18 protein-coding genes are annotated in these 22,302 nt (G+C 72.6%); 13 read left to right on the top strand and 5 right to left on the bottom strand.

The features are described from left to right. Window positions 1–282: 282 nt before the first annotated feature. Entirely contained in the window at window positions 283–951 is a 669-nt protein-coding gene (gene pdxH, locus AB0F13_RS00380; protein WP_362072694.1) for a pyridoxamine 5'-phosphate oxidase, read from the bottom strand. A gap of 521 nt (window positions 952–1,472) precedes the next feature. On the opposite strand from pdxH, the gene AB0F13_RS00375 reads away from it, so the two are divergent. Then, complete coding sequence (locus AB0F13_RS00375; RefSeq protein ID WP_362072691.1) at window positions 1,473–2,573, top strand: citrate synthase 2; 1,101 nt, start codon at window positions 1,473–1,475, stop codon at window positions 2,571–2,573. 88 nt (window positions 2,574–2,661) lie between these two features. Here AB0F13_RS00375 and AB0F13_RS00370 read toward each other — a convergent pair whose 3' ends face one another. Continuing rightward, window positions 2,662–3,090, bottom strand: a complete 429-nt coding sequence (locus tag AB0F13_RS00370) for an ester cyclase (protein ID WP_362072688.1) — start codon at window positions 3,088–3,090, stop codon at window positions 2,662–2,664. 69 nt (window positions 3,091–3,159) lie between these two features. Between AB0F13_RS00370 and AB0F13_RS00365 the strand changes: the two genes are divergently transcribed. The 3 genes from AB0F13_RS00365 to AB0F13_RS00355 all read left to right on the top strand — a co-directional run bounded on the left by AB0F13_RS00365 (window position 3,160) and on the right by AB0F13_RS00355 (window position 5,600). Beyond that, on the top strand, window positions 3,160–3,822 hold the full coding sequence (locus tag AB0F13_RS00365; RefSeq protein WP_362072685.1) for a TetR/AcrR family transcriptional regulator C-terminal domain-containing protein: 663 nt from the start codon (window positions 3,160–3,162) through the stop codon (window positions 3,820–3,822). 306 nt (window positions 3,823–4,128) lie between these two features. Next, window positions 4,129–5,154: a hypothetical protein gene (locus tag AB0F13_RS00360; protein WP_362072682.1), complete on the top strand. Its 1,026-nt coding sequence runs from the start codon at window positions 4,129–4,131 to the stop codon at window positions 5,152–5,154. An 83-nt stretch (window positions 5,155–5,237) separates the two neighbouring features. Beyond that, window positions 5,238–5,600 (top strand): peptidoglycan-binding domain-containing protein, encoded by a 363-nt coding sequence (locus AB0F13_RS00355; protein WP_362072679.1) that lies wholly within the window; start codon window positions 5,238–5,240, stop codon window positions 5,598–5,600. A gap of 63 nt (window positions 5,601–5,663) precedes the next feature. Here the strand turns inward: AB0F13_RS00355 and serC are convergent, their stop codons facing one another. Next, window positions 5,664–6,785: a phosphoserine transaminase gene (gene serC / locus AB0F13_RS00350; RefSeq protein ID WP_362072676.1), complete on the bottom strand. Its 1,122-nt coding sequence runs from the start codon at window positions 6,783–6,785 to the stop codon at window positions 5,664–5,666. Window positions 6,786–6,840: 55 nt separating this feature from the next. Here serC and AB0F13_RS00345 point away from each other — a divergent pair, with 55 nt between their 5' ends. From AB0F13_RS00345 to AB0F13_RS00305, 9 genes are all read left to right on the top strand, one after another. Then, window positions 6,841–8,421 carry a serine/threonine-protein kinase gene (locus tag AB0F13_RS00345; protein WP_362072673.1) on the top strand — a complete coding sequence of 527 codons (1,581 nt, stop codon included), beginning with the start codon at window positions 6,841–6,843 and terminating at the stop codon, window positions 8,419–8,421. Between the two features lie 42 nt (window positions 8,422–8,463). Beyond that, complete coding sequence (locus tag AB0F13_RS00340) at window positions 8,464–11,322, top strand: FAD-binding and (Fe-S)-binding domain-containing protein (RefSeq protein ID WP_362072670.1); 2,859 nt, start codon at window positions 8,464–8,466, stop codon at window positions 11,320–11,322. A 66-nt stretch (window positions 11,323–11,388) separates the two neighbouring features. Continuing rightward, window positions 11,389–13,074 carry an acyclic terpene utilization AtuA family protein gene (locus tag AB0F13_RS00335; protein WP_362072667.1) on the top strand — a complete coding sequence of 562 codons (1,686 nt, stop codon included), beginning with the start codon at window positions 11,389–11,391 and terminating at the stop codon, window positions 13,072–13,074. Then, on the top strand, window positions 13,071–14,675 hold the full coding sequence (locus AB0F13_RS00330) for a carboxyl transferase domain-containing protein (RefSeq protein ID WP_362072664.1): 1,605 nt from the start codon (window positions 13,071–13,073) through the stop codon (window positions 14,673–14,675). Before AB0F13_RS00335 ends, AB0F13_RS00330 begins: the two co-directional genes overlap by 4 nt. A 6-nt stretch (window positions 14,676–14,681) precedes the next feature. Next, window positions 14,682–16,676, top strand: a complete 1,995-nt coding sequence (locus tag AB0F13_RS00325; protein ID WP_362072661.1) for a biotin carboxylase N-terminal domain-containing protein — start codon at window positions 14,682–14,684, stop codon at window positions 16,674–16,676. After that, entirely contained in the window at window positions 16,673–17,833 is a 1,161-nt protein-coding gene (locus tag AB0F13_RS00320) for an acyl-CoA dehydrogenase family protein (protein ID WP_362072658.1), read from the top strand. The genes AB0F13_RS00325 and AB0F13_RS00320 overlap by 4 nt, the downstream gene beginning before the upstream one ends. 17 nt (window positions 17,834–17,850) lie before the next feature. Then, window positions 17,851–18,594 (top strand): enoyl-CoA hydratase family protein, encoded by a 744-nt coding sequence (locus AB0F13_RS00315; RefSeq protein ID WP_362072655.1) that lies wholly within the window; start codon window positions 17,851–17,853, stop codon window positions 18,592–18,594. Then, entirely contained in the window at window positions 18,582–19,202 is a 621-nt protein-coding gene (locus AB0F13_RS00310; protein ID WP_362072652.1) for a TetR/AcrR family transcriptional regulator, read from the top strand. The genes AB0F13_RS00315 and AB0F13_RS00310 overlap by 13 nt, the downstream gene beginning before the upstream one ends. Before the next feature lie 159 nt (window positions 19,203–19,361). Further along, on the top strand, window positions 19,362–19,907 hold the full coding sequence (locus AB0F13_RS00305; RefSeq protein ID WP_362072649.1) for a hypothetical protein: 546 nt from the start codon (window positions 19,362–19,364) through the stop codon (window positions 19,905–19,907). 75 nt (window positions 19,908–19,982) lie between these two features. Here the strand turns inward: AB0F13_RS00305 and AB0F13_RS00300 are convergent, their stop codons facing one another. After that, window positions 19,983–21,020, bottom strand: coding sequence for an RICIN domain-containing protein (locus AB0F13_RS00300; RefSeq protein WP_362072646.1), 1,038 nt, complete (start codon window positions 21,018–21,020; stop codon window positions 19,983–19,985). Between the two features lie 688 nt (window positions 21,021–21,708). Continuing rightward, on the bottom strand, window positions 21,709–22,296 hold the full coding sequence (locus AB0F13_RS00295) for a DUF3995 domain-containing protein (protein WP_362072643.1): 588 nt from the start codon (window positions 22,294–22,296) through the stop codon (window positions 21,709–21,711). Window positions 22,297–22,302 lie beyond the last annotated feature (6 nt).

Raw genomic sequence — 22,302 nt, 5'->3', positions numbered from 1 at the left:
GAGGTGGTTCGGGACATGATTTCTTTCCGGACGCGTGAGGTGACTGCGGGCTAGCGCCCGTCGTCGCGTACAGCGCAACGCCGGCACCGCCGGCCAATCCCAAGCAGTCACCCGGTCCGTGGGCCGCCGAGTCGTCCGCTCGGCACGCTGCGCCGCCTGTGCGGCGCGGGGTAGCAGGCCCGCGGATCGTCTGCGTCTGCTGCGTCCGTTGCGTCCGTTGCCGGGGCTCCGCCCCGGACGCCGGTCCTCGGACTCCCCCAGCTACCGCTGCTCAGGGTTGCCTCACGGGCACAGTCGCTCCACCCTCCAGGCCTCGGCGGTGCGTACGTAGCGCAGCCGGTCGTGCAGGCGGTTCGCGCGGCCCTGCCAGAACTCCAGCGTCTCCGCGGTCACCCGGTAGCCGCCCCAGTGCGGCGGTACGGGCACGTGTTCGCCCGGGGGGTAGCGGGCCATCATCTGTTCGTAGGCCGCGTCCAGCTCGGCTCGGCTGCCGGCCACCGTGGACTGCTGGCTCGCCCAGGCGCCGATCTGCGAGCCGTACGGGCGGGAGCGGAAGTACGCGGCGGTCTCCTCCCGGTCCACCCGCTCGGCCGTGCCGGTGACGACGACCTGCCGGGCGAGGAGGTACCAGGGGAAGAGCAGCGACACCCTGGGGTTGGCCGCGATGTCCTTGGCCTTGCGGGAGCGGTAGTTGGTGTAGAAGACGAAGCCGCGCGGGTCGTAGCCCTTGAGCAGGACGGTCCTGGAACTGGGCCGTCCGGCGGCGTCCGCCGTGGACAGCACCATGGCGTTGGGTTCGTGCAGCTCGCTCGCGGCCGCCTCTCCGAACCAGCGCGTGAACTGTTCGTACGGGCCGGTCGCCAGGTCCGGCTCGGCGAGGCCCTCGAACTGGTAGTGGGCGCGCATGGCGGCGAGGTCGTGCGCGAACTCGTGCTTGTGGGAGTGGGACACGGCCACATCTTGCAGGAGGCGGCGGCCGGGGAAAAGCCTGCTCGGAGGGGTGCGGGGCGGAACCGTGGAGGCGGGCCGCGCGGGCCGGCAGGGAAAACCTTTGATCAGCTTTTCTGCCCCGTCACGGCTTGCGGTAATCCTGCCACCGGCCAAAAGCGCGGTGTGCCGGACATCACCTGCCCCCGCATGTGCCGAACCCCCCAAAATCACGGGTTGATGGCTGTGGCACGCGTACACCACCGGCTATCGTGACGGGCCCCGGCACCGGAAACCGCCCCTCTGCGGAGGCCGGGTGAAGTACCGGGTGAAGTACTGCCGCACGGGGCATGACCGGGTTGACCGGAACGGACCGCGAGCCGCGCATGCTGCCGTGTAACCGCTCCGGCGCCGACACCAGAAGCACATACCCGAAGCACACACTGCAGCAGCGTTCCCTCTGGCCACCCGGCCGGACCCGGAGACCCCGGACCCGCCCGCGCGGTCAGCAGCCGCTTGTCGAACACATCACGAGGAGCCGCCTGATGTCCGACTTCGTACCCGGACTCGAAGGAGTCATCGCGTTCGAAACGGAGATCGCCGAACCCGACAAGGAAGGCGGTTCGCTCCGCTACCGAGGGGTCGACATCGAGGACTTGGTGGGTGACGTCTCCTTCGGGAACGTCTGGGGCCTGCTGGTCGACGGCTCGTTCAACCCCGGGCTGCCGCCGGCCGAACCGTTCCCCATCCCCGTCCACTCCGGTGACATCCGGGTCGACGTGCAGTCCGCGCTGGCGATGCTCGCCCCGGTGTGGGGCCTCAAGCCCCTGCTGGACATCGACGAGGCCACCGCCCGGGACAATCTCGCGCGCGCGGCCGTGATGGCCCTGTCGTACGTCGCCCAGTCCGCCCGCGGCCAGGGACTGCCGATGGTGCCGCAGAAGGAGATCGACAAGGCGGAGACCGTTGTCGAGCGCTTCATGAAGCGCTGGCGCGGCGAGCCCGACCCCAAGCACGTCAAGGCCGTCGACGCCTACTGGACCTCGGCCGCCGAGCACGGCATGAACGCCTCGACGTTCACCGCCCGCGTCATCGCCTCGACGGGTGCGGACGTGGCGGCGGCGCTGTCGGGCGCGGTGGGCGCCATGTCCGGTCCCCTGCACGGCGGAGCGCCGTCCCGCGTCCTCGGCATGATCGAGGAGATCGAGCGCACCGGCGACGCCACCGCCTACGTCAAGGGTGCCCTGGACCGCGGCGAGCGCCTCATGGGCTTCGGCCACCGCGTCTACCGCGCCGAGGACCCCCGCGCCCGCGTCCTGCGCCGCACGGCCAAGGAGCTGGCCGCGCCGCGCTTCGAGGTCGCCGAGGCCCTGGAGAAGGCGGCGCTGGAGGAGCTGCACAACCGCCGCCCGGACCGTGTGCTCGCCACGAACGTCGAATTCTGGGCGGCCATCGTCCTGGACTTCGCCGAGGTCCCGGCGCACATGTTCACCTCCATGTTCACCTGCGCCCGCACGGCGGGCTGGAGCGCGCACATCCTGGAGCAGAAGCGCACCGGCCGCCTCGTGCGGCCCTCGGCCCGCTACATCGGCCCGGGACCGCGCGACCCGCGCGAGGTGGAGGGGTACGCGGACATCGTGAGCTGACCGGACCCGCGACGCGCCCCCGCCCGGACCGGCGGGCGGGGGCGGCGCGGCGCGGTGCGGTGCGGTGCGCCTCGCAGAACCGCAGTCCCTAGTCCTGCGCAGGCCAGTCCCATCCCAGCTGCAGGAACATTCCGAGGCGGTCGCTGACCGCCCGGATCCCGGAGATCCTGCCGTCCGTGACGGTGAAGATCCAGATCTGCTCCACCTCGAACGAACGGTGCGTCGGCTCCGGCATGCGGGGGTGAAAGCCGGTGTGCGTGCCGCTGACGGTCAGCCGCGCCACGACGGTGTCGCCCTCGACGACGTACTGCCGCGGCTCCATCCGGGCCCAGCCGAAGGCCTCCAGCTGCTGGCGGAAGCCGTCGAACGCCGCGCCCGGCTCGTCCGCCTCCCCATGGATGATCTTGTTGTGGTCGACGACGTCGGGGGCCATGAACTCCCCCAGGTCGCCGAGCCGGCGCTCATTGACCGCCGTGAAGAAACCCTCGACAACCGCCCTGCACGTGCGCTGCCGCATGGCACGCCCCCCATCATTCTTACGCCGTAAGTGTCTCTGCCGCGCCCAGCATGGACTTACAATGTAAGAATGTCAAAGCGAACGCGCGGCGAGCGCGCCGGCCTGACCAGGGAACAGGTCCTCGACGCGGCCCTGGAGTTGGCCGACCGCGAGGGGGTCAAGGCCCTGACCATGCGCCGTCTGGGCACCGAGCTCGGCGTCGAGGCGATGACGCTCTACCACTACGTCGCCGGCAAGGACGCCCTGCTCGACGGCCTCGTCGAGCGCGTCTTCGCCCGGGCCCTCCCGGTCGCCGCTGCCGGCGACGACGGCCCCGGCTGGCGGACCGTGCTCGCCTCCTACGCCGACGCACTGCGCGAAACGCTGCTGCGCCATCCGGGTGTGCTGCCTCTTGCCGCCACCCGGCCCGCCGTCACACCGGCCACTCTCGACGCGGTCGAACGCGGCCTGGGAGTGCTCACGGTGGCGGGCTTCCCGCTCGGCGCGGCGGTCGACGCGCTCAACGCGCTGTCGGTCTTCGTCGTCGCCCACACGGCCGCCGAGGCCGCCGTCACGGCCGGGGACGGCGACGGCCCGGGCTCGCCCGCCTGGCTCGCCGATCTCGACACCGCCCGGTATCCGCTGGTCGCCGAGGCCGCCCGCACAGGCGCGGGCACGGACGACGCGGTTCGCTTCCGCTTCGCGGTGGGGGCGCTGGTCGCGGGGTTCGGGGCAACCGCCGGGGCGGCCTGAACCGCCCGGCGGCCGGGTGACACCGCGTCACGGCGGAGCCCCCGGCACCAGCGCAGTGCACCCCGTCACCGCAGCCGACACACAACCGCCCCCCAGGGACGCCCGGCCGGACAACACCACGCCACGCCAGCGCCCTCGGCACCAGCGCAATACGCCCCGTCACCACGGCCGACACACAACCGACACCCCCGGGGACGCCCGACCGGACAACACCACGCCCCGCCGGCGCCCCCGGCACCGGCGCAATGCGAGTGCGACACACGGCCGGCTCCCCCCGGGCGCGCGGGCGGATGGCACGCTTGGGGCATGCGACCGCTCCTCGCCGCCCTCGGGCTCGCCGCCCTGACCGTCCTTGCCGCCACCGCACCGGTGGCCGCCGACGACAGCGGCAGTGACGGCGCCCACACCGCCTTCACCATCGCGGATCCCCGCGTCAAGGAGTCCAGCGGCCTCGCCGCCAGCCGCGCGCACCCCGGCGTCTACTGGACGCACAACGACAGCGGCGACGGCCCGTACGCCTACGCCGTGGACAGCCGCACGGGGCGCACCCTCGCCCGGGTCACCCTCGAGGGGGTCCAGGCCCGGGACGTGGAGGCCATCTCCGTCGGGCCCGACGGGGACGTCTACCTCGGCGACATCGGCGACAACCTCGGCGGTACCTGGCCCGAGGTGCGGATCTACCGGTTCCATGAACCACGGGAGCTGACGGGGGAGATCACGCTGACCCCCACCCGCTACACCGTCCGCTACGAGGACGGCCCGCGCGACGCCGAGTCGATGATGGTGCATCCGAAGACCGGGCGGGTCTACATCGCCAGCAAGAAGAAGTCGGGCAAGGGCGCGCTCTACGAGGCGCCGCAGACATTGTCGGCGTCCGGCGTGAACACCTTCCGGCGCATCGCCGACATCAACCTCTGGGCCACGGACGGGGCGTTCTCCCCGGACGGCACGCGGCTCGTCGTACGCGGTTACTTCGACGCCCGCGAGTACCGCTGGGAGGACGGCCGGCCCCAGGAGATCGGGCGCCCCGGCGTCCCGCTGCAGCGGCAGGGCGAGTCGGTGACGTTCACCCCCGACGGCCGGGCGCTGATGTACGGGTCCGAGGGCGCGGGCAGCAGGGTGACGCCGGTCGAACTGAGCGGCGAACTGCTGCCCGACAGTGCGGCGAAGGAGAACAAGAACCCCAGCCGTGGGGGCGGCGAGCAGGCGGCGGGCGAGGACGACGGCGACGGCAACCGCACCCTCACCCTGGGAGCCGGAGCCCTCGCGGTCGTGGCCGTCCTGGCCCTGGGTGTGCGGTGGCTCTTCCGCCGGCGGCCGGGCGGTACGTAAATCGCTTGGCCGCGCCGACCGTTGATCCATAGGCTCGGAGCCCGTCCCACATCGGGACATCGAGTGAAAGAGGTGGACCAACCATGAAATCTTCCAGACGATTAGCGGCATCGGCGACGCTCGTCGCCACCCTGCTCGTGGGCGCCGGCGCCCTTACCGCCGGAACCGCGTCGGCGGACGAGGTTCCCGTCGAGGGCCTCTCGTGCGGCTTCGAGCACAAGCCGACGGCAGTCCGGCTGGGCAGCAAGGGCGCGGCGGTCAAGGAGGCCCAGTGCCTCCTGGGCTTCTGGGGCTACCTGGAGGTCCGGCACGACCCGTCGGGTGAGTTCGACGAGGAGACCGAGTCCGCGGTCAAGGAGTTCCAGGCCCGCCGCGGCCTGACCGCCGGTGGGGTCGTCGGCCCCGAGACCTGGGAGGAGCTGCGGCGCAGCCCCCGTACCCGTTAGGGCCGGCAGGGGACACGGCCGGCCCCCCTGCCGATTGACGAACCCCTGGCCACTGCGGGCGGGTCAGCCCAGCCGCTCGATCACATGGTCGACGCAGGCCGTCAGCGCCTCGACGTCCGACGGCTCGATCGCCGGGAACATCGCCACCCGCAGCTGGTTGCGGCCCAGCTTGCGGTACGGCTCGGTGTCCACGATGCCGTTGGCGCGCAGGACGGCGGCCACGGCCGCGGCGTCCACGTCCTCGGAGAAGTCGATCGTGCCGATGACGGCCGACCGCTTGGCCGGGTCGGTCACGAACGGCGTCGCGTACTTGGACGCCTCGGCCCAGCCGTACAGCGTGCGCGCGGACGTCGCGGTGCGGCGCACCGCCCAGTCCAGGCCGCCCTGGCCGTTGAGCCACTCCACCTGCTGCTCCAGCAGGAACAGCGTGGCCAGAGCGGGGGTGTTGTAGGTCTGGTTCTTCAGGGAGTTGTCGATGGCGGTCGGCAGCGAGAAGAACTCGGGAATGTGCCGCCCAGAGGCGTGAATGCGGGCGGCGCGCTCCAGGGCCGCCGGGGAGAACGCCGCCAGCCACAGCCCGCCGTCGGCGGCGAAGGACTTCTGCGGGGCGAAGTAGTAGACGTCCGTCTCGGCGATGTCCACGGGCAGCCCGCCCGCGCCGGAGGTGGCGTCCACCAGGACCAGCGCGCCCTCGTCGGCGCCCTCGACGCGCTTGAGGGGCGCGGCGACACCGGTGGAGGTCTCGTTGTGGGTGAACGCGTAGACGTCCGCGCCCGCCTCCGCCCGCGGGTCGGGGTGCGTGCCGGGCTCGCAGGAGATGACCGTCGGCTCCTGCAGCCACGGCGCGAGCTTCGCGGCCTTGGCGAACTTCGAGGAGAACTCGCCGAAGCTCAGGTGCTGCGACTTCGACTCGATCAGACCGTGCGTGGCGATGTCCCAGAACGCGGTCGAGCCGCCGTTGCCGAGGATCACCTCGTAGCCCTCGGGCAGCGAGAACAGCTCACGGAGGCCGTCGCGCACCCTGCCGACCAGGTTCTTGACCGGGGCCTGGCGGTGGGACGTGCCGAGCAGTGAGGTTCCGGTGGCGGCCAGGGCGCCGAGCGCCTCCGTACGCACCTTGGACGGGCCCGCGCCGAAGCGACCGTCGGCGGGCTTGATGTCAGCGGGGATCTGGATATCGGCCACGGGGGCAGCCTAGTGCGTAACGGGACGGCGGAGGGTTGGCATTCCATCGGGTGAGATGCGGCTCATCCTCGTAGGCTCTCTGCTCTCACCTGCGGACGCGCGCGCGTCGCCGGTGCGGCAGGACCGTGCGGAAAGTCGGAGGAGGGGGAATTCCTTGGCGAAGCAAGGTGTGTTGCTCGATGGCCGGTACCGCTTGGAGGAGCGGATCGGGAGCGGGGGCATGGGGCAGGTGTGGGCCGCGTTCGACGAGCGCATGCGCCGGGCGGTGGCCGTCAAGCTGCTCTCGGACACCATCGACGCCCATGACACCGTCACCGTGGCTCGTTTCCAGCGCGAGGCCCGGGCGGCGGGCGGCCTCTCCAGTCCGTACATCGTGACCGTGCACGACTACGGCGAAGGCGACCTCGACGGCCGCCCCACGCTGTACCTGGTGATGGAGCGCCTCAGAGGACGGACCCTGGACCGCATCCTCGCGGAGGGCCCGCCGACGGCCGAGACCGCCATGGCCTGGAGCGTTCAGATATGCCAGGCCCTGGACGCCGCCCATCGCGCCGGGCTCGTGCACCGCGACATCAAACCGGCGAACGTGATGGTCACGGACGAAGGGGTCGTCAAGGTGCTGGACTTCGGCATCGCCCGCTTCGTCGGCGAGACCGCCTCGTACACCACGCTGACCGCGACGCACGCCACCGTGGGCACGCCCGCGTACATGTCGCCGGAGCAGTTCCAGGGCGCCAAGGACATCGGGGCGGCGTCCGATCTGTACTCCTTCGGCTGCTTGCTCTACACGCTGTTGTGCGGCCGGCCGCCCTTCACCGGGGCGTCGCCCTACGCGCTGCTGCGCCAGCACCTCGACACGGCCCCCGAACCTCCCTCCCGGCGGCGGCCCGGGCTCTCCCGCCATCTCGACCGGCTCGTCCTGGACCTGCTGCAGAAGGACCCGCGGCGGCGGCCGGCCGATGCCCGGGAGGTCGCACGGCGGCTGACCGGGGCGGAGTCGGGACCGGCCCCCACGGGCGCGGGCCAGGGGTCCGGCCGCGCCCCGCACAACGTCCGGACCGTGACCGCGAGCGAGGCCGGCGGAACGGCGCGGGCGACGGCGGCGCCGCCGGCCGGCCTGCCGGTCGTCCGGCCCGTCGTCCTCGCCACGCTGACGACCGCCGCAGGCGCGGCACTCCTGCTCACCTGGCTGACCGCCCTGGGCCCCGGGACGGTGACGCTCCTGGCGCTGCTCGCTCCGGTGGTGGGGGCGCTGGCGGCGGCGGGGCTGGGTGCGGGCGAGGAGCACGAAGCGGTGACGGGCTGCACGGCATTGCTGCTCGCCGCGGCCGTCGTGGGCACGGTCACCGTGATCAGCCCGCTGCCGTGGTGGGGCGGTCTGCTCGCCGGTCTGGGCGTGGCGTTGGTCAGCTTCTTCCTGGGCGCGGCCGCCTGCGGCGTCTTCGAGCTGCAGTCCTACTCGAGGATCACCGAAGCCGCCGCCCCGGCCGCGGGCCTCACGAACGGCCTGCTGTGCTTCGTGCTGGTCCTGACCCGCACGGACAACGGCCTGCTGGGGGCCTCGCTCGGCGGGCTCGGTGCCTACGCGGCCGTCCTGGCGGCCCTGGGCATCCTGCTCGCCGCATTCCGGCCGTGAAGCCCCGCGCCCTCTGCCTCCGGGACGCCCGCGGCCTGCACTATGGCCCTCATGGGTGTCACTGAGGGACCGGAGCGAGCCCTGCGGGCGGTGGTGCGCGGCGAGGTGGACTTCGACGCCGGTGCGCGGGCGCTGGTGACCATGGACGCGTCGAACTACCGGCGCGTGCCGCTCGGCGTCGTCGCGCCGTGCGACGCCGACGACGTCGCCGCCGTGCTCGCCGTGTGCCGCGAGTACGGGGTGCCGGTGGTGCCGCGCGGCGGCGGGACGTCGATCGCCGGGCAGGCCACGGGTGAGGGCGTCGTCCTGGACTTCACCCGCCACATGGACGCGGTCCTGAGCATCGACCCCGAGGCGGGCACCGCCGTCGTCCAGCCGGGTGTCGTGCTCGACACGCTGCGGGCGGCGGCGGCCGGGCACGGGCTGACCTTCGGGCCCGACCCGTCGACGCACGGGCGCTGCACGCTCGGCGGGATGATCGGCAACAACGCGTGCGGCGCGCACTCGGTGGCCTGGGGGACGACGGCCGACAACGTGCGCGAGCTGGACGTCCTGACCCACGGGGGTGAACGGGCCCGGCTGGGACGGGGCTACGACGGCCTTCCCGGGCCGCTCGCGGACGGCCTGCGCGCCCTCGTCGGCGGCAACCTCGCCGTCCTGCGCACCGGGTTCCCCGAGCTGCCCCGGCGCATCTCCGGGTACGCCCTGGACGCCCTGCTCCCCGAGCGGCGCACCGATGTGGCGCGGGCCTTCACCGGCAGCGAGGGCACGCTGGGGGTGCTGACGCGGGCGACGGTCCGGCTGGTGCGGCCGCCCGCCGCGCGGGCGCTGGCGGTGCTCGGGTACCCGGACGAGAGCGCGGCGGCCGAGGCGGCCCATCTCCTTCTGCCGCACGGGCCGTTGACGGTCGAGGGCATGGCCGCCGACCTGGTGGGCGAAGGCGCCGGCGGCCTGCCCCGGGGCGCGGCGTGGCTGTTCGCCGAGACGGGCGGCGCGACGCCGGGCGAGGCGGCGGCCCGGGCGCACGGACTGTGCCGCGCGGCCGCCGCCGACGGGCCGGTAACCGGGCGGGCCGTCGTCACCGACCCGGCCGGGCAGCGCGCCCTGTGGCGCGTGCGCGAGGACGCCGCCGGCACCGCGACCCGGCTGCCCGACGGCAGCGAGGCCTGGCCCGGCTGGGAGGACTGTGCGGTGCCGCCGGCCCGGCTGGGGCCGTACCTGCGGGACTTCCGGGCCCTGCTGGGCCGTTACGGGCTGCGCGGGGCGCCGTACGGGCACTTCGGCGACGGCTGTGTGCACGTCCGGCTCGACGTGGACCTGCTGAGCGCGGAGGGGGTGCGCCGGTACCGCGAGTTCTCGGCGGACATGGCGGAGCTGGTGGTGGCGCACGGCGGCTCGCTGTCGGGCGAGCACGGGGACGGGCAGGCCCGCGCGGAGCTGCTGCCCCGGATGTACGGCCCCGAGGTCGTGGGGCTGTTCGAGCGCTTCAAGGACCTGTGGGACCCGGCGGGCGGCATGAACCCGGGCATGGTCGTCCGCCCGTACCGGCTGGACGAGAACCTGCGGTTCGACGTGCTGCCCCGGCGGCCCGTCGACGTCGAATTCGCCTATCCGGGTGACGGCGGCGACTTCGCGGCGGCGGTCCGCAGGTGCGTGGGCGTCGCCAAGTGCCGGGAGGCGGCCCCCGCCCCGGACGGCGTCATGTGCCCCTCCTACCGCGTCACCCGTGCCGAGCGGCACTCCACACGGGGCCGGGCCCGGCTGCTGCACGAGATGCTGGCCGGGGAGGTGGTGACGGACGGCTGGCGCTCGCAGGAGGTACGGGAGGCGCTCGACCTGTGCCTTTCGTGCAAGGGCTGCCGCAGCGACTGCCCGGTGGGGGTGGACATGGCCACGTACAAGGCGGAGTTCCTGCACCACCACTACGCGGGCCGGCCGCGGCCCGTCGCGCACTACACGATGGGGTGGCTGCCGCTGTGGCTGCGCCTCGCGGCGCCGGCCGCGCCGCTGCTGAACGCGCTGGCGCGGGGCGGCCCGACGGCGGCGGCCGTGAAGCGGCTCGGGGGGATCGCGCCGGAACGGGAACTGCCGCAGCTCGCGCGGGAGCCGTTCACCCGGTGGTGGCGCGGGCGGGCGGGCACACGTCCGCGCCCGGGCCGGGAAAGGAGCGGCGCGGAGGTGGTGCTGTGGCCGGACACCTTCACCACCTACCTGTCCCCGGCCGCCGGCCGGGCCGCCGTCGCCGTCCTGGAGGACGCCGGGCTGCGCGTCACCGTCCCTCCCGGGCCGGTCTGCTGCGGCCTGACCTGGGTCACCACGGGCCAGTTGGCCCGTGCCCGCGCCGTCATGCGGCGCACGCTCGACATCGTGGAACCCGCCCTCACTGCCGGTCTTCCCGTCGTCGGCCTCGAACCCAGCTGCACCGCCGCCCTGCGCACCGACCTGTGCGAGCTGCTGCCCGGCGACCCCCGTGCCGAAAGGCTCGCCTCGTCCGTACGGACCTTCGCCCAGGTCCTCGAAGAGCGCGCCCCGCACTGGGAGCCGCCGCACGTCGGCCGGCCCGTCACCGGCCAGACGCACTGCCACCAGCACGCCGTGCTGGGCGACGCCGCCGAGCGGCGCCTGCGCGAACGCGCGGGGATGAGCGGTGAGTTGAGCGGCGGCTGCTGCGGCCTCGCCGGGAACTTCGGCTTCGAGCGCGGGCATTACGAGGTGTCCGTGGCCTGCGCCGGGGAACAGCTGCTGCCGGCGCTGCGCCGCGCGCCGCAGGGTGCGGAGGTGATCGCGGACGGGTTCTCCTGCCGCATCCAGATCGGCCAGCTCGCGGGCGTACAGGGGCGGCACACGGCCCAGGTGCTGGCCGACGCGCTCGCCCGCAGCCGCCCCGCGTCCGGCGGCTGAAAACGATACAAGCACGCTTGCTTGTTTTCCGGGGCGGTGCCACCCTCCGTTGGCATGCCCGTGCCCGTGCCCGTTCTGCGAATCGGCAACGCCTCCGGCTTCTACGGCGACCGCTTCGATGCCCTGCGCGACATGCTCACCGGCGGCCCCCTGGACGTACTCACCGGTGACTACCTCGCCGAACTGACCATGCTGATCCTCGGCCGGGACCGCCTCAAGGACCCCGGCCGGGGGTACGCCCGCACGTTCCTCGGCCAGCTGGAGGAGGGGCTGGGGCTGGCCGCCGACCACGGCGTCAGACTCGTCACCAACGCCGGCGGCCTCAACCCCGCCGGGCTCGCCGAGCGCATCGGCGAACTGGCCGACCGCGTCGGGGTCCCCGCACGCGTCGCCCACGTCACCGGTGACGACCTCCTCGGCGACGGCCAGTGGGGCAAGGGCGTGCTCACCGCCAACGCCTACCTGGGCGGCGCCGGCATCGCCGAGTGCCTGCGGGCGGGCGCCGACGTGGTCGTCACGGGCCGGGTCACCGACGCCGCCCTCGTCACGGGCCCCGCCGCCGCCCACTTCGGCTGGACGGCCGAGGACCTCGACCCGCTCGCGGGGGCGGTCGTCGCCGGGCACGTCCTGGAGTGCGGGACGCAGGCGACGGGCGGCAACTACGCCTTCTTCACCGAGCACGACGTGCTCCGGCCCGGCTTCCCCCTCGCCGAGATCCACCCGGACGGCTCGGCGGTCATCACCAAACACCCCGGCACGGGCGGCGCCGTCACTGCCTCCACGGTCACCGCGCAGCTGCTGTACGAGACGGCGGGCGCCCGCTACGTCGGCCCGGACGTGACGGCACGCCTGGACACGGTCCGGCTCACCCCCGACGGCCCCGACCGGGTGCGGATCAGCGGGGTGCGCGGCGAGTCTCCGCCGCCCACCCTCAAGGTGGGGCTCACCCGGGCGGGCGGCCACCGCACCGAGGTCGTCTTCGTCCTCACCGGCCTCGGCATCGACGCCAAGGCCCGCCTGGTGCGCGCCCAGCTCGACGGGGTCCTCGCCGCCCGCCGCCCGGCCGAGGTGCGCTGGCACCTCGCCCGCACCGACCGGGCCGACGCGCCCGTGCAGGAGGAGGCGAGCGCCCTGCTGCGGCTGGTCGTGCGCGACCGCGACCCGGAGGTGGGCCGGGCCGTCAACGCCGCCTGCGCCGAGCTGGCGCTGGCCAGCTACCCGGGCTTCCACGTCGCGACGCCGCCGGGCAGGACGACGCCGTACGGGGTGTTCGAGGCGGCGTACGTCGACGCGGACACGGTGCGGCACACAGCGGTACTGCCGGACGGAACACGGGTGCCGGTGCTGCCCGCCCCCGTACGCGCCGCGGAGCTCGCGGCGGTGGCGGAGCCCGTACTGCCCGAGCCGCTGCCCTGCGGGCCCACCCGGCGGGCCCCGCTCGGCCTCGTCGCCGGGGCCCGCAGCGGGGACAAGGGCGGCAGCGCGAACGTCGGGGTGTGGGTGCGCGACGACGACGCGTGGCGGTGGCTGGCGCACACACTGACCGTCGAACGGTTCCGGCAACTGCTCCCGGAGACCGCCGGTTTCGCCGTGACCCGGCACGTACTGCCCCACCTCCGGGCACTGAACTTCGTGGTCGACGGCCTCCTCGGCGAGGGCGTCGCCTCCCAGGCCCGCTTCGACCCGCAGGCCAAGGCCGTGGGCGAGTGGCTGCGCGCCCGCCATCTGCAGATACCGGAGGTGCTGCTGTGAGCGTCCTGCCGTCGGCGCTCGACGCGGCGGGCCCCGGGTACGCCGCCAACCGGGCCGCCATGCTCGCCGGGCTCGCCGCGATCGACGCCGAGCACGCGAAGGCCGTCGCGGGCGGGGGCGAGAAGTACACCGCCCGGCACCGGGCACGGGGCAAGCTGCTCCCGAGGGAGCGGGTGGAGCTGCTCCTCGACCCGGACACCCCCTTCCTGGAGCTGTCACCGCTGGCCGCGTGGGGCAGCGACTGGGCCGTCGGCGCCTCGCTCGTCACCGGCATCGGTGTCGTCGCGGGCGTCGAGTGCCTGATCAGCGCCAACGACCCGACCGTGCGCGGCGGGGCCAGCAACCCCTGGACGCTGAAGAAGGCGCTGCGGGCCCACAGGATCGCGCACGCCAACCGGCTGCCGGTCATCTCGCTCGTGGAGTCCGGTGGTGCCGATCTGACCGGCCAGAAGGAGATCTTCATCCCCGGGGGCGCCCTGTTCCGGGACCTGACCCGGCTGTCGGCCGCCGGGATCCCGACCGTGGCGGTGGTCTTCGGCAACTCCACGGCCGGCGGCGCGTACGTACCGGGCATGTCCGACCACGTCATCATGGTCAAGGAGCGGGCCAAGGTCTTCCTGGGCGGGCCGCCGCTGGTGAAGATGGCCACCGGCGAGGAGAGCGACGACGAATCCCTGGGCGGGGCGGACATGCACGCCCGGGTCTCCGGGCTCGCGGACCACTTCGCCGTCGACGAGCCGGACGCACTGCGGCAGGCGCGGCACGTCGTCGCCCGACTCAACTGGCGCAAGGCCCACGCCGATCCGCCGCCGTCGGCCGTCGAAGCGCCCCTGTACGACGAAGACGAGCTGCTCGGCATCGTGCCGGACGACCTGAAGGTGCCCTTCGATCCCCGTGAGGTCATCGCACGGATCGTGGACGGTTCCGATTTTGACGAGTTCAAGCCACGGTACGGGACGAGCCTGGTGACGGGGTGGGCGCGGCTGCACGGCTACCCGGTGGGGGTGCTGGCCAACGCCCAGGGCGTGCTCTTCAGCCAGGAGTCGCAGAAGGCCGCGCAGTTCATCCAGTTGGCCAATCAGCGCGACATCCCGCTGGTCTTCCTCCACAACACCACCGGCTACATGGTCGGCCGCGACTACGAGCAGGGCGGCATCATCAAGCACGGCGCCATGATGATCAACGCCGTGTCGAATTCGAAGGTGCCGCATCTGTCGGTGCTCATGGGCGCCTCCTACGGGGCCGGGCACTACGGCATGTGCGGGCGGGCGTTCGAGCCGAGGTTCCTGTTCGCGTGGCCCAGCGCCAAGTCGGCCGTGATGGGGCCGCAGCAGCTTGCCGGGGTCCTCTCGATAGTGGCCCGGGCGTCGGCGGCGGCCAAGGGGCAGCCCTACGACGAGGACGCCGACGCCGGGCTGCGCGCGATGGTGGAGCGGCAGATCGAGGCGGAGTCCCTGCCGGTGTTCCTGTCCGGGCGGCTCTACGACGACGGGGTCATCGACCCCCGGGACACCCGGACGGTGCTGGGGCTGTGCCTGTCCGCCATCCATACCGCGCCGGTGGTGGGGGCCAGGGGCGGGTTCGGCGTCTTCCGGATGTGAGGGCTGATGATTTCCTCTGTGCTCGTCGCCAATCGCGGTGAGATCGCCTGCCGCGTCTTTCGCACGTGCCGCTCGCTGGGCATCGCGACGGTGGCCGTGTACTCCGACGCGGATGCGGACGCCCTGCACGTCCGCGAGGCCGACGCGGCGGTCCGGCTGCCCGGGGTCGCTCCCGCTGATACGTACCTGCGGGGCGATCTGCTGATCCGGGCCGCCCGCGCGGCGGGTGCGGACGCCGTGCACCCGGGGTACGGGTTCCTCTCCGAGAACGCGGACTTCGCACGGGCGGTGGGGGATGCGGGGCTGGTGTGGATCGGGCCGCCGCCGGAGGCCGTCGCGGCGATGGCGTCGAAGACGCGCGCCAAGCGGATCATGTCGGACGCGGGGGTGCCGCTGCTGGTGCCCCTCTCGCCTGCGGCCGTGGTGGCCGCCGACCTGCCGGTGCTCGTCAAGGCCGCCGCGGGTGGTGGCGGCCGCGGCATGCGGGTGGTGCGCTCCCTGAACGGGCTGGCGGACGCCCTGGCCTCGGCACGGGCGGAGGCGGCGGCGGCCTTCGGGGACGGCGAGGTCTTCGTGGAGCCGTACGTGGAGGGCGGGCGGCACGTGGAGGTGCAGATCCTCGCGGACGCGCACGGGACGGTGTGGACGCTGGGGACCCGGGACTGCTCGCTGCAGCGGCGGCATCAGAAGGTGATCGAGGAGGCTCCGGCTCCGGGTCTGTCCGGCGAGCTGGTCGACTCCCTTTACGCTGCGGCCGATTCGGCGGCTCGCGCTATCGGGTACGTCAGCGCCGGGACCGTTGAGTTCCTTGTCGCCGCGGACGGGCGGCCGTACTTCCTGGAGATGAACACCCGCCTGCAGGTCGAGCACCCGGTGACGGAGGCGGTGTACGGGGTCGATCTGGTGGCGTTGCAGGTACGGGTCGCGGAGGGGTTGGCGCTGGGGGAGCCGCCGTTGCCGGAGGGGCATGCGGTGGAGGCCCGGCTCTACGCGGAGGATCCGGGGCGGGGGTGGCTGCCGCAGGCCGGGGTGGTGCACCGGTTGTCGGTGGGGGACGGTGTGGCGGGGGACGGCGCGGTGGCGGACGGCGCGGTGGCGGACGGCGCGGTGGGGGTGCGGCGCCGCGGCCTCCCTGCCGGTCTACGGGTCGACTCCGGGGTCGGGCGTGGTGATCGCGTCGGGGTTCATTACGACCCCTTGCTCGCCAAGGTCATCGCCTGGGCGCCCAGTCGGGCGGAAGCCCTGCGCAGGCTCGCCCATGCGCTGGAGCGTGCTCGCATTCACGGTCCGGTCACCAATCGCTCTCTGCTCGTGTCCTCCCTGCGGCATCCGGATTTTGTGCGGGGGCGCGTTGATACCGGGTTTTACGGGCGTCACCTCGCGGAGCTCGGCGTCCCGCCGGGTGACAGCCGCCTCGCGGCTCTGGCCGCTGCCGTCGCGGACGCTCAGGGGCGGTCCCGGTTCGGCGGGTGGCGCAACGTTCCCTCGCAGCCGCAGGTCAAGCGCTATCGCTGCGAGGGCGACGGCAGTGAATGCGAGATCCGGTATCGCATCGGCAGGGAGGGGCTGGCCGCCGACGGGTTCGGCGGTGTGCGGTTGCTGCAGGCCGGCCGTGAGGTGGTGGTTCTGGAAGCGGACGGTGTCCGGCGGGCGATCTCCGTGGCCGACTACGGCACGGTCGTCCACGTCGACACCCCGCACGCCGGTTCGTACGCCCTCATTCCCCTGCCCCGCTTTCCCGATCCCGTCGGCCTGGTGGAGCCCGGTTCTCTGGTCGCGCCCATGCCCGGCACGGTCGTCCGGGTCGCCGACGGGGTCGCCGTGGGCTCGTCCGTGCGGGCGGGGCAGCCGCTGGTGTGGCTGGAGGCGATGAAGATGGAGCACCGCGTCGTCGCTCCGGCGGACGGCACGCTCAGCGCGCTGCACGCGGTGGCCGGGCGGCAGGTCGAGGTGGGGGAACTGCTCGCCGTGGTCACCGAGTCCGAGGAGAACCCGTCATGAGCTCTCTGATCGAGTCCGCCGAGCACCGCGCGCTGCGAGCCGCCGTCGCCGCGCTCGCCGGGCGGTACGGCCGCGAGTACTTCGCCGCCGCCGTGCGCGACGGCAAGCACGCCGACGAGCTGTGGTCGGAGGCCGGCCGGCTCGGCTACCTCGGCGCCAATCTGCCCATGGAGTACGGCGGCGGGGGCGGCGGGATCACCGAACTGGCCATCGTGCTGGAGGAGCTGGGGGCCGCCGGGTGTCCGCTGCTGCTCATGGTCGTCTCGCCGGCCATCTGCGGCACCGTGATCTCCCGCTTCGGCACGAAGGGGCAGAAGCGGGCCTGGCTGCCCGGCCTCGCCGCCGGCACCGCGAAGATGGCCTTCGGCATCACCGAGCCCGACGCCGGCTCCAACTCCCACCGCCTGACCACCACGGCCCGGCGCGACGGCGGCGACTGGATCCTCACCGGCCGCAAGGTCTTCATCTCCGGCGTGGACGTCGCCGACGCCACCCTGGTCGTCGGCCGTACGGAGGACGCCCGGACCGGCAGGCTCAAGCCGTGTCTGTTCATCGTCGGACGGGACGCTCCCGGTTTCACGCACCACCGAATACCTATGGACGTCGCCTCCCCGGAGAAGCAGTTCGAGCTCGTTCTGGACGAGGTACGGCTGCCGGCAGACGCGTTGGTGGGCGACGAGGACGCCGGGTTGCTGCAGCTCTTCGCCGGGCTCAACCCGGAGCGCATCATGACGGCCGCGTTCGCGACCGGAATGGGGCGCTACGCGGTTGCGCGGGCGGTCGGCTACGCCCGTACCCGCCGGGTGTGGGACGAGCCGATCGGCGCCCACCAGGCCATCGCCCACCCGCTCGCGCGGGCGCACATCGAGATCGAGCTGGCGCGGCTGATGATGTACAGGGCCGCGCACCTCTACGACGCCGGGGACGACGCGGGCGCCGGGGAGGCGGCCAACATGGCGAAGTACGCGGCCGCCGAAGCCGCCGTGCGCGCCGTCGACCAGGCGGTGCACACGCTCGGCGGCAACGGTCTGAGCACGGAGTACGGGCTCGCCTCGCTGATCACGGCGGCGCGGGTGACGAGGGTGGCACCGGTCAGCCGGGAGATGATCCTCAACTACGTCTCGCACCGGACCCTGGGCCTGCCGAAGTCCTACTGACACAAGGAGGTTCGACGATGCCGGTCCGTAGCGCGTACGAGCATGGCGTCACCACGCTGACCCTGGATTCCCCGCACAACCGCAACGCCCTCTCGGCCCGGCTGGTGAGCGAGCTGCGGGATGCCCTGGCGCGGGCGGCGGACGACGCGGACACCCGTGCGGTGGTGCTGACGCACACGGGCAACACCTTCTGTGCCGGCGCGGACCTCACCGAGCCGGCACCGACGGGCCCGCTGGAGCTGGCCCGGCTGCTGCGCGCGATCGTGGAGCTGCCCAGGCCCGTCGTCGCGCGGGTGGACGGCCATGTGCGGGCCGGGGGCCTGGGGCTGGTGGGAGCGTGCGACATCGCGGTGGCGAGCGAGTCCTCGTCGTTCGCCTTCACGGAAGCGCGGCTGGGCCTGGCCCCGGCCGTCATCTCGCTGCCGCTGCTGCCGAAGCTCGACGCGCGGGCCGCGGCCCGCTACTGCCTGACCGGGGAGCGCTTCGGCGCCGGGGAGGCGGCGCGGATCGGCCTGATCACGGTCGCGGCCGGCGCCCCGGGCCCGGACCGGGCCCTCGAACCGCTCCTCGCCGGGCTGCGCCGGGGCTCCCCGCAGGGCCTCGCCGCGTCGAAGCGCCTGGTCACGGCGGAGGTGCTGGGTGCCTTCGACCGTGACACGCGGGCGCTGGCCGAGCAGTCGGCGCAGCTGTTCGCGTCGGCGGAGGCGAGGGAAGGCATGGCGGCGTTCCTGGAGAGGAGAGACCCGGCATGGATGCGCTGACCGGCCCCCGCCCCGGCCCCAAGCAGGACCGCAGCCGGGCCACGCGCAGGCGCCTGCTCCAGGCGGCCATCGCCTGCCTCGCCGAGTACGGGTGGGCGGGCTCGACGGTGGCCGTGGTCGCCGAGCGGGCCGGGGTGTCGCGGGGCGCGGCCCAGCACCACTTCCCCACCCGCGAGGACCTCTTCACGGCGGCGGTCGAGCATGTGGCGGAGGAGCGCTCGGCCGCGCTGAGGGAGCTGGTCGCCGCCACCTCGCCGATCCTGGGGCCGGCGCGCAGGTACATCGTCGTCACCGAACTCGTCGAGCTGTACACCGGTCCGGTGTTCCGGGCGGCGCTGCAGCTGTGGGTGGCCGCGTCCAACGACCGCTCCCGGCTGCGCTCGCGCGTGACGGACCTGGAGACGCGCGTCGGCCGGGAGACGCACCGCATGGCGGTGGAGCTGCTGGGCGCGGACGAGAAAGTGCCGGGCGTGCGGGAGACCGTGCAGGGCCTGCTGGACATGGCGCGCGGGCTGGGGCTGGCGACGCTGCTGACGGACGACCGGGCGCGGCGCAGGCGGGTGGTGGAGCAGTGGGTGCGGATCCTGGACGACGCGCTGGACGGGTGACGCCGAAGGCCACCAGTGCGTTTCGAACACCGCCGAACCGGTTAGGTGTTCGCCCCTTCCCTGAGGACACTGACCGGCATGCCCACCGCATACGTGGTGGGTGTCAGCTCGGGATCCATTGAGGGGGAATCTCGAATGGCACTGCGCAAACTGGCCGCTATGAGCGTCGCGGCAACGGCACTGGCCGGCTCGCTGATCGGCGCCACCGGCACGGCCTCGGCCGCCGGCACCGGCACCACCGGCACTGCGGAGTTCGCGGCACAGGCGAAGAAGGCGGGGCTGACCGGCTCGCAGGCGAAGGAATTGCAGAGCAGAGTCGACCGCTACCTCGCCGACCTGGGCGGGAAACAGGTGGCCGTCAACAAGATCGAGCGGGGGGACATGAGCGTCCTCGTCACCCTGCCCGGTGAGCGGGTCGCCCGTGACCTGACGGCGCAGAAGCAGTTCGCCTGGTACTGCCCCTACGAGAACTTCTGTATGTACCGCGGCGAATCGGGCACCGGTGACCAGCTCAACCTGTACAACTGCAAGACCTATGGCCTGACCAACTGGAAGGGCAACGGCTCCTGGTACAACAACCAGACGCCGGGCACCCGGGCCAAGCTCATGGACCGCAACCACAACGTGCTCGTGACCACAGTGGGCGCACCCTCCTACAACCCGTCCTACAACTGGGACCCGATCTGGTACGTCAAGCCCTGCTGACGTTCCGGCCGGAGCACGCGACTGCCGGGGCCGCGTACGTACGCGGCCCCGGCGGTCGGCGTCGTCAGCGTGTTATCACCTGAGGGCAAAGTTCTGTGTCCAGTAGACCCGGGAATTATGGCCATTGGCCTTGCCCACACCGAGCACCCTGTAGGTACAGTCGAGGATCGCCGCACGATGTCCCCAATTGGAGGCCTCATCGTGATGCAACCAATTATCCATCGCCTGCGCGAAAGTCTGGTTCGTGCCGTAACTCCAGTTCTCAGGACGCTGTGCAGGGGCGAAGCCCTCCGCCCTTATACGATCCACGGGCATGGTGTTGCTCGAGCCTATGTGACCTCGCTTGGGGTCCGTCCTGGGATACGCATCGATGAGCGTCGCATAGTTGGCGGCCAGATCCTCGCTGTGTTTACGCGCTACCCCGCTGAGCCGGGGGTCAAGACGCACACTCGGATCGGCACACCGAGCCTCGTCACGTCGCGCCTGAGTGATCTGGTCGACCATTTGTTTCGCCTCAGGAGGCATCGGCGGAAGGGTGCGAGGCTCAACGTATGCGCTGGAATGGCCCCGACCGACCTCCCAACTCCATGTCTGATTGACCCAGAAAGGGTCACCAGTGCTCCCGGCACACGCCCATTGCTGCAAGGAAGCACCTTGCTTGGGCGGACTGGGAAAGTCCGCGTTGCCTGCATCGAGACACTTGCCGCTGTGCTTGGAGCGAATCAGGTATCCCACGGCGTTCTCACTGCAACCGCCGGAGCCAGGGGGACATGACTTCGGATCCCCGATGTCCACGAACTCCCACAGCTGGTTGGCGCCGCCATGACAGTCCCATTGGATGATCTTCCCTCCGTCAGCCTTGGACCAGCCGGCGACATCCAGGCATTTACCTGAATGCCGCGCGACGATCTTATATCCCCTCCCGCCGCCCGCGTCCACGAAGTCGAATTGCTGATTTCTCGCGGCGTCGCTCTGCTGCCAAATCGTGACCGCCTGGCCACTGTCCGGCCGCCCGCCCACAACGTCCACTACCAATCCGGAACTCTGACTGCGGATAATAAGGCCGATGTGATCGGCCTTGGCCGGGCCGGGCGCCAGCAAACCGATCCCCATAAGGAGCACAGTAAGCGAGGCCAGCCGGGGCGCATTCTTCCCGAGGACAGACCGTTTTCTACCCATCGCCACCTTCCCCCTTCATCGTCAGCCAGCTCGGCGATCCCCACTCGGGGGAGTGTGAGACCGGGGAGTGTGAGAACAGCAGGCCGCTTCCCCGTCACGAGGGAGTTGCTTGTTCGGTCAAGTCACCCCAACCCGGCTTCAGCGTCTGGGATGAACAGCGACGTTGCGTTCGACGGGGCCCGCCCCCGGCACGATCAGCGTGGACGTTGCGCTCTGGGGCTCCTTCGCAAAGGCTGACCGCCCTGCCCCCTGCATGCGCACGCCTCACCGCCTTTATTCAGTGTGAAGCACGGTGGCGTGCCTCGCCACCGTGGTGTTGCGTCGAGCAGCCGCTCGCACGCGTCGCCCGGCTCACCTCCGGCTTTGTGCGGCGCGGGGACGGTGGCGTCATGGATCGGCTCGGCGATGGCGGGCGTGCCGCGCGACGATACGGCTCCCGTTCGGTGGGAACGGATACTGAGTGGCGGTGGTCTGGGAACGACACCATCGGACAGCTCACCCGCCCCGCACGACCGTGAACGATCGAGATGCAGGCCGTCACCGGACCATCAGACACGCACCTGGATGAGGCGGCACAAGCCCGGCGGAACCCTAGGGCCAGTGGCGCCGTGCCCCGAACGGTTCAGCCGACTCCCGCGACCGTGGCCCCGGCGGACAGCACCGCCGCGCCGATCCCGCCCACCCATCCCGCGATCCCGGCGTTGCGACGGTCGTCGCCCACCGCACGCAGGTGAGCCCGCGCGGCAAGCGCGAAGGCGACCCCGCCGGCCATGAACCACGGTCCCCACAGGCAGGTGTACCAGCGGCTGACGGTCACCAACTCCGGTTCGATGCGGAGGACGTGCGCCTGCACGAGCAGCCCCTGTCCGACGAACAGCGCCCCGTGCCACACGAGCAGCACCGCCCCTCCCCACCCCGCCAACTGCAGGACCCGGCTCATGCCCCGCCCCCACGCGCGGCGCCGCGCCAGGGCCAGCCCCAGCAGCCCACCGACGACTTTGAGCACGCCGGTCACCCACAGCACCGCGACGAAACCGGGATCCCGCTCCCGCGCCAGCTCGACCAGCGCCGGCGACACCGTGGACGCGGCCCCGGCCAGGCCGCCCATGCCCCAGTAGAAACTCGGTACGGCGAACACGAACCCCCACACGGCAGCGGCATACCCGGCCCATGGGGCAGGGCGGCCCGCCGTGTCACTGCGCATTCTCATGATCGA

The sequence above is a fragment of the Streptomyces sp. NPDC026206 genome (assembly GCF_040638465.1).
In the GTDB taxonomy this organism is placed as follows: Bacteria; Actinomycetota; Actinomycetes; order Streptomycetales; family Streptomycetaceae; genus Streptomyces.
This window is presented reverse-complemented; position numbering and strand designations above follow the sequence as displayed.

Coding starts and splice junctions, on each gene's coding strand:
- AB0F13_RS00375 (WP_362072691.1), top strand. CDS start 1,473: ATGTCCGACTTCGTACCCGGACTCGAAGGAGTCATCGCGTTCGAAACG.
- AB0F13_RS00370 (WP_362072688.1), bottom strand. CDS start 3,090: ATGCGGCAGCGCACGTGCAGGGCGGTTGTCGAGGGTTTCTTCACGGCG.
- AB0F13_RS00365 (WP_362072685.1), top strand. CDS start 3,160: ATGTCAAAGCGAACGCGCGGCGAGCGCGCCGGCCTGACCAGGGAACAG.
- AB0F13_RS00360 (WP_362072682.1), top strand. CDS start 4,129: ATGCGACCGCTCCTCGCCGCCCTCGGGCTCGCCGCCCTGACCGTCCTT.
- AB0F13_RS00355 (WP_362072679.1), top strand. CDS start 5,238: ATGAAATCTTCCAGACGATTAGCGGCATCGGCGACGCTCGTCGCCACC.
- AB0F13_RS00345 (WP_362072673.1), top strand. CDS start 6,841: ATGCGGCTCATCCTCGTAGGCTCTCTGCTCTCACCTGCGGACGCGCGC.
- AB0F13_RS00340 (WP_362072670.1), top strand. CDS start 8,464: ATGGCCCTCATGGGTGTCACTGAGGGACCGGAGCGAGCCCTGCGGGCG.
- AB0F13_RS00325 (WP_362072661.1), top strand. CDS start 14,682: ATGATTTCCTCTGTGCTCGTCGCCAATCGCGGTGAGATCGCCTGCCGC.
- AB0F13_RS00320 (WP_362072658.1), top strand. CDS start 16,673: ATGAGCTCTCTGATCGAGTCCGCCGAGCACCGCGCGCTGCGAGCCGCC.
- AB0F13_RS00315 (WP_362072655.1), top strand. CDS start 17,851: ATGCCGGTCCGTAGCGCGTACGAGCATGGCGTCACCACGCTGACCCTG.
- AB0F13_RS00310 (WP_362072652.1), top strand. CDS start 18,582: ATGGATGCGCTGACCGGCCCCCGCCCCGGCCCCAAGCAGGACCGCAGC.
- AB0F13_RS00305 (WP_362072649.1), top strand. CDS start 19,362: ATGAGCGTCGCGGCAACGGCACTGGCCGGCTCGCTGATCGGCGCCACC.
- AB0F13_RS00300 (WP_362072646.1), bottom strand. CDS start 21,020: ATGGGGATCGGTTTGCTGGCGCCCGGCCCGGCCAAGGCCGATCACATC.
- AB0F13_RS00295 (WP_362072643.1), bottom strand. CDS start 22,296: ATGAGAATGCGCAGTGACACGGCGGGCCGCCCTGCCCCATGGGCCGGG.